Source organism: Janthinobacterium fluminis (assembly GCF_028595325.1).
Classification (GTDB): Bacteria; Pseudomonadota; Gammaproteobacteria; order Burkholderiales; family Burkholderiaceae_D; genus Janthinobacterium; species Janthinobacterium fluminis.
Genome location: NZ_JAQQXR010000001.1, coordinates 258,462 through 271,180 on the forward strand (window position 1 = coordinate 258,462; position 12,719 = coordinate 271,180).

Annotated in this window: 11 protein-coding genes; 4 read left to right on the forward strand and 7 right to left on the reverse strand. The window is 69.9% G+C overall.

Features of this window, described 5'->3' with window-relative positions:
• Positions 1-11: 11 nt before the first annotated feature.
• From phnE to OIK44_RS01210, 4 genes are read right to left on the reverse strand one after another with little or no spacing between them, the layout of a single operon-like run.
• Positions 12-806, reverse strand: coding sequence for a phosphonate ABC transporter, permease protein PhnE (phnE, locus tag OIK44_RS01195; RefSeq protein WP_273668826.1), 795 nt, complete (start codon positions 804-806; stop codon positions 12-14).
• Positions 803-1,648, reverse strand: a complete 846-nt coding sequence (locus OIK44_RS01200) for a PhnE/PtxC family ABC transporter permease (protein WP_273668827.1) — start codon at positions 1,646-1,648, stop codon at positions 803-805. The genes phnE and OIK44_RS01200 overlap by 4 nt, the downstream gene beginning before the upstream one ends.
• 34 nt (positions 1,649-1,682) lie before the next feature.
• Positions 1,683-2,498, reverse strand: a complete 816-nt coding sequence (locus OIK44_RS01205; RefSeq protein WP_273668828.1) for a phosphonate ABC transporter ATP-binding protein — start codon at positions 2,496-2,498, stop codon at positions 1,683-1,685.
• Positions 2,499-2,513: 15 nt separating this feature from the next.
• Positions 2,514-3,380, reverse strand: a complete 867-nt coding sequence (locus OIK44_RS01210; protein WP_273668829.1) for a putative selenate ABC transporter substrate-binding protein — start codon at positions 3,378-3,380, stop codon at positions 2,514-2,516.
• Between the two features lie 200 nt (positions 3,381-3,580).
• On the opposite strand from OIK44_RS01210, the gene egtD reads away from it, so the two are divergent.
• From egtD to OIK44_RS01225, 3 genes are all read left to right on the forward strand, one after another.
• Complete coding sequence (gene egtD, locus OIK44_RS01215) at positions 3,581-4,564, forward strand: L-histidine N(alpha)-methyltransferase (protein ID WP_420213801.1); 984 nt, start codon at positions 3,581-3,583, stop codon at positions 4,562-4,564.
• 2 nt (positions 4,565-4,566) lie between these two features.
• Positions 4,567-5,796 (forward strand): ergothioneine biosynthesis protein EgtB, encoded by a 1,230-nt coding sequence (gene egtB / locus OIK44_RS01220; RefSeq protein WP_273668830.1) that lies wholly within the window; start codon positions 4,567-4,569, stop codon positions 5,794-5,796.
• Between the two features lie 80 nt (positions 5,797-5,876).
• Positions 5,877-7,217 carry a sensor domain-containing diguanylate cyclase gene (locus tag OIK44_RS01225; RefSeq protein WP_273668831.1) on the forward strand — a complete coding sequence of 447 codons (1,341 nt, stop codon included), beginning with the start codon at positions 5,877-5,879 and terminating at the stop codon, positions 7,215-7,217.
• 12 nt (positions 7,218-7,229) lie between these two features.
• Here the strand turns inward: OIK44_RS01225 and leuA are convergent, their stop codons facing one another.
• The 3 genes from leuA to senB form a co-directional block, all read right to left on the reverse strand.
• Positions 7,230-8,927 carry a 2-isopropylmalate synthase gene (gene leuA / locus OIK44_RS01230; RefSeq protein ID WP_273668832.1) on the reverse strand — a complete coding sequence of 566 codons (1,698 nt, stop codon included), beginning with the start codon at positions 8,925-8,927 and terminating at the stop codon, positions 7,230-7,232.
• Between the two features lie 476 nt (positions 8,928-9,403).
• Positions 9,404-10,462: a selenide, water dikinase SelD gene (selD, locus tag OIK44_RS01235; RefSeq protein WP_273668833.1), complete on the reverse strand. Its 1,059-nt coding sequence runs from the start codon at positions 10,460-10,462 to the stop codon at positions 9,404-9,406.
• Positions 10,459-11,466, reverse strand: coding sequence for a selenoneine biosynthesis selenosugar synthase SenB (senB, locus tag OIK44_RS01240; RefSeq protein WP_273668834.1), 1,008 nt, complete (start codon positions 11,464-11,466; stop codon positions 10,459-10,461). The genes selD and senB overlap by 4 nt, the downstream gene beginning before the upstream one ends.
• A 36-nt stretch (positions 11,467-11,502) precedes the next feature.
• Here senB and senA point away from each other — a divergent pair, with 36 nt between their 5' ends.
• Positions 11,503-12,699, forward strand: coding sequence for a selenoneine synthase SenA (gene senA / locus OIK44_RS01245; RefSeq protein WP_273668835.1), 1,197 nt, complete (start codon positions 11,503-11,505; stop codon positions 12,697-12,699).
• Positions 12,700-12,719 lie beyond the last annotated feature (20 nt).

The window sequence follows — 12,719 nt, forward strand, 5'->3', positions numbered from 1 at the left end:
TCGATGGTGAGTTAGCGCGTCAGCGCGCGGCGCAGGGCGAAGCTGAGGGCGTCGACCAGGGCAACCAGCAGTAGCATCGCGAGGATGACCGTGGCGGCCTTCTGCATTTGAAAAAGCGACAAGTGGTACTTCAACATCTGGCCGAGGCCGCCGGCGCCGACGACGCCGAGAATGGCGGCGGCGCGGATATTGTTTTCCCAGCGGTACAGCGTATAGGACAGCATCTGCGGCAGCGTCTGCGGCAGCGTGGCGTACAGGAAGGCGGCCGTCGGCGCGGCGCCGTTGGCGCGCAGGCTGTGCTCGGGCAGCGGCGCGGCGTTTTCCAGCGCGTCGGCGAACAGCCGCCCCAGCACGCCGGCCGTGTGCAGGGCCAGCGCCAGCGTGCCGCCGAACGGCCCGAGGCCGGCGGCGATCAGCAGGATCGAGGCCCACACCAGTTCCGGGACCGCGCGCAGCACGTTGAGCAGGGTGCGCATGGCGCCGCGCGCGGCGGCGCCGAAGCGGCCCGCCGCCGGCAGCGCCAGCGGCAGCGCGGCGGCCACGGCCAGCAGCGTGCCCAGCGCCGACATCGACAGCGTTTCGGCGGCGGCCCAGGCGGTTTTGCGGACGAAGGGCAGGGCCAGCTCCGGCGGCGCGAAGCCGGCGAAAAATTCGCCGCCGCTGGCCAGCGCCGCGGCGCTGAACAGGGCCGTCCATTGCAGCGGCAGCGAGGCGAAGCTGGCCGCCGCCAGCGCCGCCAGCGCCAGCAGCAGGACGGCGCTCGACCAGGGACGCGGCGGCGCGGCCGGCAAGATGCCGCGCTTCATCCGAGGCGCTTTCTGAGCATCTTCGAGACGGCGTCGGCGCCGGCCACCAGCAGCACGAACACCAGCAGCATCGAGGCCACCTCGCCGCCGGCCAGCATCTTCATCGACTCGTCCATGCGCTGGCCCAGGCCGCCGGCGCCGACGAAACCCATGACGACGGAGCCGCGGATCGCGCACTCCCAGCGGTAGACCGTGTACGACACCAGTTCCGAGGCGGACTCGGGCAGGGCGCCATATAAGAGCGCGGCCAGGCGCCCGCTGCCGTTCCTCAGCAGCGTCTCGCTGGCCTGCGCCTCGGACGATTCGAGGATTTCCGCGTACACCTTGCCCAGCATGCCGCAATAGGTCAGCGCGATGGCCAGCACGCCGGCCGTCGGGCCCAGGCCGACGATGCGCACGAACAGCAGCGCCCACACCAGTTCGGGCACGCTGCGCAGCAGCACCAGCAACCAGCGCACGCATAGGCGCACGGCGGCCGACAGCGGGCGCATGCGTCCGCTGCCCAGGCGCGATATCGACAGCCGCTCCGTCACCAGCAGCGTGGCCGGGATCGCGCCCAGCAGGGCCAGCGTCAGGCCGGCGCTGGCGATGGCCACGGTGTGCCAGGTTTCGCGCAGCAGCATGCGCAGGAAGTCGGCGGAGTGGGCCGGCGGCATGAAGCCGGCGAGGAATTGCCCCGTCGCGGCCAGGCTACGGCGGTCGAACAGGATGGACGGCTGGAATTCGCTGACGACCAGCATGGGCCACAGCAGCAGCGCGGCGAGCGCGGCCAGGCCGACGCGGCCGCGCCAGGCGGGGTCGGGGTGGCGCGTGGCGCCGGACGGTGGGGATGCTTGCTTCATGCGGGCAGATGGGGCGATGGCCAGGGGCTGCCCGCTAAAAGCAGGCGCCGGCGGCCAGGCGCGCCGGCGCCGCATGCGGCGCGGCGCCGGCCGCCCCGTCCACCTCGTTCTGGTACAGCGCGGCGAGCATGGCCTCGCTGACGGCCTCGCGCGGCAGATCGAAGACGATGCGGCCATCCTTCAGCCCGACCAGGCGGGCAAAGTGGGCGCGCGCCATGTCCACCTGGTGCAGGCTGCAAATCAGGGTCGCGCCGCGCGCCGTCGCCTCCTGGCGCAGGGTCGCCAGCGTCAGTTGCGCCAGGGTCGGGTCGAGCGCCGACAGCGGCTCGTCGACCAGCAGCGCCTGCGCATCCGACAGCAGCAGGCGCGCCAGCCCGCAACGCTGGCGCTCGCCGCCGGACAGGCGGTCGACGCGCGCGTACAGCTTGTCGCCGAGCTGGAAGCGCGCCAGCGCCTGCCAGGCCGCCTCCGGCTCCAGCGGCTTGAACAGCGAGCGCAGCGCCCGCCACAAGCTCCAGTGCGGCAGCCGCGCCGCCAGCACGGCCGTGACGACGCGCTGGCGCGGCGGCAGCGGCGGCGTCTGCGGCGCCAGGAAGGCGCGCGCGCGCAGCCGGTGGCGCTGCGCCTCCGGCAGGGCCCAGGGGTCGACGCCGAAGGCCGTGAAGCGGCCGCTGTCGGGCCGCTGCGCGCAGGCCAGCGTCGCCAGCAGCGTCGTCTTGCCGGCGCCCGAGGGGCCGATCAGCGCCACGTGCTCGCCCTGCGCCACGACCAGGCTGATGTCGTGCAGTGCCGCGCGGCGGCCGGCGCCGGGGTGGCGCACCGTCAACTGCTCCAGGCTATACGTCGTCATGCCGGTCGGCGTCCCTTACTTCTTCAGCAAGCCGGCGTTGTGCGCGGCCGCTTCGATGGTGGCGTAATTCTCGGCCTTGGTCGGGATGAACTTGCTGGCCCGCTGCAAGTCGAGGATCACCTTGTCTTCCGGCCGGGACGGGTCCAGCGCCAGGAAGGCGTCGCTGATTTTCTTGCGCAGCTCGGCGGGCATGTCCGAGCGCACGCTCCAGTTGTAATCGTAATAGCCGGGCGTCGTGTAGAACACCCGCACGACGGCGGGGTTGACCTTCTTCTCGGCGACCAGTTTTTCCCACACGGAGATGTTCAGCGCGCCGGCGTCGACCTTGCCGCCGGCCACCGCCGCCACCGTCGCGTCGTGCGCGCCGGAGAAGGCGATGCGCTTCAAGTCGGCGTCCGGGTCGATCTTCGCCGCCAGCAGGTAGGCGCGCGGCATCAGGTGGCCGGACGTCGACGACTCCGAGCCGAACGACAGGGTCTTGCCGCGCAGGTCGTCGAGCTTGTTGATGTCCTTGCTGGTGGTGATGAAGACGGACTTGAACTTCTCGTCCTCGGCGCGCTGCACCAGCGGCGTGATCTGGTTCTTGCTGCGCTCCTTGGCCTGCACGAAGGTGAAGCCGCCGAACCAGACCATGTCGACCTTGCGGTTGATCAGCGCCTCGACCGAGGCGGCGTAGTCGGTGACGGGGGTGAACTCGACCCGCATGCCGACCTTCCTCTCCAGGTACTCGCCCAGCGGCTTGAACTTGCGCTGCAGCTCGGTCGGCGCCTCGTCCGGAATGGCCGAGACGCGCAACACGGTCTGCGCCTGCGCGGCGCCGAGCAGGACGCTGGCGGCCAGGGCGGCCGACAGCAAGGACTTAACCGGGGAAAATATGCTCATGAGAGTCACCTTGGCTTGATGTTGGCAATGCGGCGCGTTGCGGCCGGGCTATGAAAGGGACGCGGCCCGGCGGGCCGTTCCGCCCGCGCGCCGCAACCGTGCGATATTCGGCTATGATAACAAACATGTCATCAGCAGCAGCGACTCCGCGCCATTGATGCAGGGATGCGGCCATCCACACCACACTGTCAGCCAAGCCTATGTCCGAAGCCAAACAAGTGTCCGATGCGCCCATTCCGCCCAGCCGCGCCGCGCGGGCCGGCGCCGCCATTATCGCCGAAATCAGCGCCGGCCTGCTGGCGCCGCGCGCGGCCACCTCGCCCAAGTACCTGTACGACGCCCTCGGCTCCAGGCTGTTCGAGGCGATTTGCGAATTGCCCGAGTACTATCCGACCCGCACCGAGGCGGCCATCCTCGCCCAGTACGGCGCCGAGATCGCCCGCGCCGTCGGCGCCGGCGCCACCCTGATCGACCTGGGCGCGGGCAACTGCGCGAAGGCGGCCAGCCTGTTCCCGCTGCTGCACCCGGCCCAGTACGTGGCCGTCGACATCTGCTACGATTTCCTGCGCGAATCGCTGGGCCGCCTGCAGCAGCGCTTCCCGCACATCGAAATGAGCGGCCTCGGGCTGGACTTTTCCAGCCGGCTGGAACTGCCCGGCACCGTGCGCGCCGACCAGCGGTTGTTCTTTTACCCCGGCTCGTCGATCGGCAACTTCGCGCCGGAGCAGGCCATCGCCTTCCTGCGCCGCCTGCGCGCCAACGTCTGCGACGACGGCGCGCTGCTGATCGGCATCGACCTGGTCAAGGACAGCGCCACCCTGGACGCCGCCTACGACGACGCGCTGGGCGTGACGGCGGCCTTCAACCTGAACCTGCTGCGCCACCTGAACCAGCTGATCGGCGCCGACTTCGACGTGCGCCAGTGGCGCCACCGCGGCTTCTACGACGCCGCCGCGCAGCGCGTCGAAATGCACCTGGAGGCGCGCACCGACGTGGAGGTGCGCTGGCCGGCCGGGGCGCGGCGCTTCGCCTGCGGCGAGCGCATCCACACCGAGGACAGCTACAAATACACGCGCGAGGGCTTCGTCGGCCTGCTGGGACAGGCCGGCTTCTCGGCCGCGCGCACCTGGACCGACCCGGCGCAATGGTTCGCCGTCATCCACGCCCGCGCGATCCGCCACTGACCATGTCCAGAGACGACCCCGGCGCCAGCCCGCAGGCGCGCTACGACAGCGTGCGGCAGCGCTCGCTGAAACTGGCCGAACCGCTGACGGACGAGGATTGCGGCGCCCAGTCGATGAGCGACGCCAGCCCCGTCAAATGGCATCTGGCGCACACCACCTGGTTCTTCGAAACCTTCATCCTGGAGCGGCTGGAACGCCACTTCGCGCCTTTCCACCCGGCCTTCCGCGTGCTGTTCAACTCCTATTACAACGGCATCGGCGACAAGCACCCGCGCGCCCAGCGCGGCCTGCTGACGCGGCCGGGCATGGCGCAGGTGCGCGCCTACCGCGCCGCCGTCGACGCCCGCATCGCCGGCCTGCTGGCGGCGGGCGCCGACGCCGAGCTGGCGGCGTTGCTGGAACTGGGTTTGCAGCACGAGCAGCAGCACCAGGAGCTGATGCTCACCGACGTCAAGCACCTGCTGGCGCAGAACGCCCTGCTGCCGGCCTATTTCGACGCGCCGTCCAGCGCCGCCGCGCCGGCCGCGCCGCAGTCCTGGCTGCGCTTCGCCGGCGGCCTGGGCGAAGTCGGCCACGACGGCGCCGGTTTTTGCTTCGACAACGAACTGCCGCGCCACACCCAGTTCATCGCGCCGTTCCAGCTGTCCACGCGGCTGGTGACGAACGGCGAATACCTGGCCTTCATCGAGGCCGGCGGCTACCGCAACCCCGCGCTGTGGCTGGCCGAGGGCTGGGACTGGGTGCGCGCGCAGGGGCTGGACTGCCCGCTCTACTGGCGCCGCGACGGCCGGGGCGGCTGGCAGGAATTCACGCTGTACGGCCCGCAGCCGCTGGCGGCGCAACTGCCGGCCGTCCACCTGTCGCTGTTCGAGGCCGACGCCTACGCCCACTGGGCCGGCGCGCGCCTGCCCACCGAGGCCGAGTGGGAATGCGCGGCGCGCGGCGTCGCCGTCGCGGCCGGCGGGCTGCACCCGGCCGCCGCCGCGGGCAAGGGCCTGACGCAACTGTTCGGCCACTGCTGGCAATGGACCAGCAGCAGCTACGCCGCCTACCCGGGCTACCGGGCGGCGTCCGGCGCCTTGGGCGAATACAACGGTAAATTCATGCTCAATCAATACGTGCTGCGCGGCTCTTCGTGCGCCACCCCGGCCGGGCACGCGCGCGCCAGTTACCGCAACTTCTTCCCGGCGGGCGCGCGCTGGCAGTTCAGCGGCATCCGCCTGGCGCGCTGAGATAGCCGCTGGCGCGCGGCTATCCCTGCTATCATTTGCGAAGGCGGCATTTTTCATTCACCCACAGCACGAGGGCAACCGTGACCAGCTTTCCGACTCCGCGCGACGCCCTGGCGTCGGCCGCCCTGGGCGGCGCCAGCAGCGAGGCGGAGCTGGCGCTGGCCATCGAGGGCAGCGGCACCGGCGTCTGGGACCGCCACGTCGACAGCGGCGAGATCCGCTATTCGCGCGCCTGGAAGCGCATGCTCGGTTACGCCGAGGATGACACCATGAGCCGCATCGAGGACAGCTACGCGCGCGTGCACCCGGACGACCTGGCCATGGTGCAGGCGCGCATCGCCGCGCACTTCGACGGCCGCACCGAGATGTACGAGGCGCAGTACCGCATCCGCTGCAAGGACGGCAGTTACAAGTGGATCGTCAGCCGCGGCAAGGTGGTCAGCCGCGACGGCGCCGGCCGGCCGCTGCGCATGACCGGCATTTCCCACGACATCTCGACGCAGATGGCGCTGGCCGAGCAACTGCGCCGCAGCGCCGAGCTGCTGACCAACCTGACCGACGACATGCCCGGCATGGTCTACCAATACCTGCAGGAAGTGGACGGGCGCGCCAGCTTTCCGCACGCCAGCGCCGGCATCCGCGCCATCTACGGGCTGGCGCCGCAGCAGGTGCGCGACAGCGCCGCCGCCGTCGACGCCTTGATTCATCCGGACGACCTGGACGCCTACCGGGCCTCGCTGGCCGCCTCGGCCGCCGCGCTGAGCCGCTGGCAATGCGAATACCGCGTCGTGCTGCCGGGGCAGGGGGTGCGCTGGCGCCAGGGCGACGCCCAGCCGCGCCGCCTCGCCGGCGGCGCCACGCTGTGGCACGGCTTCATCAGCGACATCACCGAGCGCAAGGGCATCGAGCGGCAGTTGCAGCAACTGGCGACGGTGGATTTCCTGACCGGGCTGCCGAACCGCCGCCATTTCATGCAGCGCATGGACGAACACCTGGCCCGCCTCGGCCGCGACAAGGGGGAGCGCGCCGCCGTGCTGATGATGGATCTGGACCACTTCAAGGACATCAACGACCGCTACGGCCACGCCGCCGGCGACCTGGCGCTCAAGCATTTTGCCGCCATGCTGCGGCTGGAACTGCGCAAGGTCGACGCGGCCGGCCGCATCGGCGGCGAGGAATTCGCCGTCATCCTGCCGGGCGCCGATGCGCAGCAGGCGCGCGCCTTCGGGCTGCGCCTGCAGGCGCGCCTGGCGCGCAAGCCTTTGCCGGACGGCGCGCGGCGCATCGCCGTCCAGGTCAGCATCGGCGTGGCCGGGCTGCGCGCCGGCGACGGCGTCGACGCCGCGCTGCTGCGCGCCGACGCGGCCTTGTACCGGGCCAAGGCGGACGGGCGCAACCGCATCGACGTCGCGCCCGACTAATCGCCGCGCCGCTTAGGCGGCGACGCTGGCCGCCGGCGCGCCGGCCGCCGCCTTGCTGTTCAACTGGCGGTTGACGGCGCTGAGCACGGCCTTGAACGAGGCGGTGACGATGTTGCTGTCGATGGCCGCGCCGAACAGGGTAGGGCCGTTGTCCAGGCGCAGCTCGACGTAGCAGGCGGCCTGGGCGTTGGCGCCGTGGCCGATCGCGTGCTCGTGGTAGTCCATCAGCTTGACGTCGAGGCCGAGGGCGTTGACGAAGGCGTCGATCGGGCCGTTGCCGCCGCCCTGCAGGGCCAGCGTCGACTGGCGGTGCGCCAGCGTGATGTCGATCTGCACCGGCTCGTCGCTGCTGCTGTCCTCGACCATCCGGTGCGCGCCGTAGGAGTAGGGCGAGGTCTGCTCGAAATACTCGCGGCTGAAGATGTCATGGATTTCCGTGGCGGCGATCTCGCGGCCGCTGGCGTCGGCGACGGCCTGGACGGCGCGGCTGAACTCGATCTGCAGGCGGCGCGGCAACACCAGGCCATATTCCTGCTCCAGCAGATACGCCATGCCGCCCTTGCCGGACTGGCTGTTGACGCGGATCACCGCGTCGTAGCTGCGGCCCATGTCGGCCGGGTCGATCGGCAAGTACGGCACTTCCCACAGCGCGCCCGGCTGTTGCTGGGCGAAGCCCTTCTTGATGGCGTCCTGGTGCGAACCGGAAAAGGCCGTGAAGACGAGGTCGCCCGCATAGGGGTGGCGCGGGTGGACCGGCAACTGGTTGCATTCCTCGACGCACTTGCGCACCGAGTCGATGTCGGAGAAATCCAGGCCGGGGTGGACGCCCTGGGTGTACAAATTCATCGCCAGCGTGACCAGGTCGACATTGCCGGTGCGCTCGCCGTTGCCGAACAGGCAGCCCTCGACGCGGTCGGCGCCGGCCATCACGGCCAGCTCGGCCGAGGCGACGGCCGTGCCGCGGTCATTGTGCGGATGCACGCTGATGATCAGCGAATCGCGCCGCGCCAACTTGCGCGACATCCACTCGATCTGGTCGGCGTAGACGTTGGGCGTGCTGCACTCGACCGTCGAGGGCAGGTTGACGATCATCTTATTGTGCGGCGTCGGCTTCCAGATGGCGCTGACGGCGTCGCAGATATGCTTGGAGAAATCCAGCTCCGTCGTCGAGAACGACTCCGGCGTGTACTCGAAGCCCCACTCCGTCTCCGGGTGCTGGGCGACCAACTGCTTGACGAGGGTGGTGCCGCTGGTGGCGATCTGCGTGATCTCCTCGCGCGACATGCCGAACACCACCTTGCGGAACACCGGCGCCACCGAGTTATACAGGTGGACGATGGCGCGCCTGGCGCCGGCGGCCGAGGCGACGGTGCGGCGTATCAACTCGTCGCGCGACTGCGTCAGCACGATGATCGTGACATCGTCGGGGATGCGGTTTTCCTCGACGAGCTTGCGGACGAAATCGAAATCCGTCTGCGACGCGGACGGGAAGCCCACCTCGATCTCCTTCAAGCCGATCTGCACCAGCATCTCGAAGAAACGCAGCTTCTTCTCGGCGCTCATCGGCTCGATCAGCGCCTGGTTACCGTCGCGCAAATCGGTGCTCATCCAGATAGGCGGCTTGGTGATCGCGTTATCGGGCCACTGGCGGTCGGTCAATTTCACTTGCGGGAAGGCGCGGTACTTGGAAGCTGGGTTCTGCAACATCATGGGGGACTCCTGGAAAACGAAAGGGGAAAACCGGATGGAACGACGATGTGGCGCAGGGCTGCCGGGCGGCCACGTCACACTAGGCCAGGCAACCGATCGGTAGAACTAGGGCTGGCGAAGCGGGCGCGTGCAGGCAGGCGGAGCAAGGCGCGCGGCGGCAGAACAAGACGTATGGGGCGGGGAGCAACATCTAAACAACCTTCCTGGGGGTTTTGAAACGCGCCGGCGCAGCCAGGCGAAGCAATACGGCAAACGGCTTAAGCGCTTGCTAGTAGTCGCGTGCTTAGCGACAGCAGGGAAGGAGAGAGATGGGCAAAGGAAGACATGGACCCAATGTAAAGGAAGGCGGCGGCGGCTGTCAAGAAAAATCCCCCGCAAGTGTTGCAATCACTGCTGGGGTCAGGTCTAGACATGGCGGTTTTTCCCCTTGGGCAAGGGTAAACCGCCATGTCTAGACCTGACCCCAGGGGTGGCGCTTAGGCGGCGACCTGGACGCGCGCCGCGCCGGCCACCATTTCGCCAATCACCGCGGCGCCGTCGAAGCCTTCGCGCGCGAACAGCGCCAGCACGGCGTCGACGCTGCCGGCATCGCACGACACCAGCAGGCCGCCCGAGGTTTGCGGGTCCGTCAGCAGCATGTGCTGCGCCTGGCTGATGCTCGGCGACAGCGTCACGTCCTTGCCGTAGGCGTCCCAGTTGCGCCCCGAGGCGCCGGTGAAGTAGCCGTCGTGCGCCAGTTGTTCGACGCCCGGCAGCAGCGGGATCTGCGCCATGTTCAGCTGCGCCGTCAGGCCGGCGCCGCGGGCCAGTTCCAGCAGGTGGCCCAGCAGGCCGAAGCCGGTGACGTCGGTCAGCGCGTGCACGCCGGGCATGTCCGAGAGGGCCTTGCCCGGCTTGTTCAGTTTGGTGGTGTTGGCGATCATCGCCGCGTAGCCGTCTTCGCCCAGGACATTCTTTTTCAGCGCCGCCGACAGCACGCCCACGCCCAGCGGTTTGCCCAGGATGAGCACGTCGCCGGCCCTGGCGTCGGCGTTGCGCTTGACCTTGGACGGGTGCACCAGGCCGAGCACGACCAGGCCGTAGATGGGTTCGACCGAGTCGATGGTGTGGCCGCCGGCGATCGGGATGCCGGCCTCGGCGCAGATGGCTTCGCCGCCCTTGATGATCTGGCCGATGGTGTCGAGCGGCAGTTTGTTGATCGGCATGCCGACCAGGGCCAGCGCCATGATGGGCGTGCCGCCCATCGCGTAGACGTCGGAGATGGCGTTGGTGGCGGCGATGCGGCCGAAGTCGAAGGGGTCGTCGACGATGGGCATGAAGAAGTCGGTGGTGGCGATCAGCGCCTGTTCGTCGTTGAGCTTGTAGACGGCGGCGTCGTCGGCCGTTTCGATGCCGACCATCAGCTCCTTCGGCACCGGGAAGCCGTTGGTGTTTTTCAGGATTTCGGCCAGCACGCCCGGCGCGATTTTGCAGCCGCAGCCGCCGCCGTGGGAAAACGAGGTGAGTTTGATCGGCTGCTCTGCTGGTGTGCTCATTGTGGGGTCCATGTGGTTGTGTAAGGGGGAAATTCCCGCCGCAGCAGATTATCCACCAACTGCAGCAAGGCTGTCTGCTCGGCCGCCGGCGTGAACAGCGGCGCGCGCGCCGCGCACTGGGCGCGCAGCCGCGCGTAAAAGGCGGCGTCGGCGGCGGCGCGGGCGATCAGCGCGGCCAGCGCGGCGGCGTCGCCGGCCGGGAAGTAGCCGGCGTAGTCCTCGCCCAGCATGCCGCGGTTGCCGCCGATGTCGCTGGCCAGCACGGGCACGCCGCTGGTGACGGCTTCGATGATGACGTTGGCGCCGCCTTCCATGTGCGAGCTGAGCGCCATCAGGCGGCAGCGTTTGAGGCGCTGGCGCGTGGCCGCGTGGCCGAGCGGCCCCAGCCAGCGGTAGCGCGGCGTGGCCGCCTGCGTGGCGGCCGCCAGCGCGCCCAGCGCCGGATCGAGGGCGGCGCCGATGTGCAGCAGGCGCACGCCGGCGCCGTCGAGCAGCGCGGCCGCGCGCATGAAGGTGGCCGGGTCTTTTTCGGCGCGCAGGTGGCCGACCATGCAGACGTCGAAGTAACGCCGCGCGCCCGCGGCGGGGCGCAGCGCCGGCGCCGACTGGTAGATCACGTGGGCCTTGGCGCGCAGCGCCGGCGCCAGCTCGGCCAGGCCGGCCGGCTGCAGCAGCGCCAGCGCGCCGGCGCGGCGCAGCGAGGCTTGCGCCGCGCCATCCGTGTGCATGTCGCGATACAGGTCGGTGCCGGTCAGGAGCAGCAGGGTGGGGCGTTGCGGGTGGGCGGCGGCGAAGGCGGCCAGCGAGGCCGCCGAGCGGCGCGCGTGCAGCGCGATCAGCAGCGCCGGCGCCGGGCCGGGCGGCCCCTCGGGCGGCCACTGCTGCGCCAGCGTGACGCGGTAGCGTCCGCGCAAAAAGCGCGCCCAGCGGCTGGCTGTCTGCCAGTTGCCGTTGTTGGCGGCGGCCGAGGCCGGGCTGACAATCCAGATATGGGCTGCCGTCAAGGTTGCTTACCTATCAAAAGTCGTTACAATCAGTCTATGACATCACATATTGCATCGTTTACCACCGCATCACCACAAGAATTGGCGGCCGCCCTGCGCGAAGCCCGCCATTATACGCTGGGCCTGTTCGACTGTTTTGCCGCCGCGGGACTGGACGCGGCCGCGCGCGTGCCGCAAATGCGCATCGTCAACCCGCCGCTGTGGGAGCTCGGCCACATCGCCTGGTTCGCCGAATGGTTCATCCTGCGCGAGGCGGCGTCCAGCCATCCGGCCGACGCCGTGTACAACTCGCTGCTCACGCGCGGCGACGAGCTGTTCGACTCCAACACGGTGCCGCACCGCAGCCGCTGGTCGCTCGACTTGCCGGCCACGGGCGCGCTGAAAACCTATTGCCGCGAGGTGCAGGACCGCGTGCTCGACAAACTCTCGCGCGAGCCGAACGAGGACGCCGCCCTGTATCCGTACCGGCTGGCGCTGGCGCACGAGGACATGCACGGCGAAGCCCTGCTGTACACCTTGCAGACGCTGGGGCTGGACGCGCCGCCCGATCTGGCGCTGGGCCTGCCGGCGCTGGCTTCGTCGCAGGACATCGCCTTCCCCGGCGGCACGCTGCAACTGGGCAGTGCGGAGCGCGGCGGCTTCGTCTTCGACAATGAGAAGCGCGCCCACCCGTGCCACGTGGCGCCGTTCACGATGGCCGCCTCGCTGGTGTCGAACGCCCAGTACGCCGATTTCGTCGCCGACGGCGGCTACCAGAACCGCCAGCACTGGAGCGCGGCCGGCAGCGCCTGGCTGATGCAGCAGGAGCGCTCGGCGCCGCGCTACTGGCAGCGCCAGGACTTGCAATGGCGCAGCGTCAGCCACGGCCGCCTGAGCACGCTGGCGGCGGCCGATCCCGTGCGCCACGTCAACCTGTACGAGGCGCAAGCGTACTGCGCCTGGGCCGGGCGGCGGCTGCCCACCGAGGCCGAGTGGGAGTATGCGGCGCTGTCGGGGCATGCGGCGTTCCAGTGGGGCCACCTGTGGGAGTGGACGGCATCGCCGTTCGCGCCTTATCCCGGTTTCGCGGCGGACGCCTACCGCGAGTATTCGGAGCCGTGGTTCATGAGCCACCAGGTGCTGCGCGGCGCCTCGTTCGCCACGCCGGCGCGGCTGCACTCGGCCAAGTTCCGCAACTTCTACCTGCCCGAGCGCGACGACGTCTTCGCCGGCTTGCGCACCTGCGCCTGGTAGCGCCCCGGCATTTGCCCAAC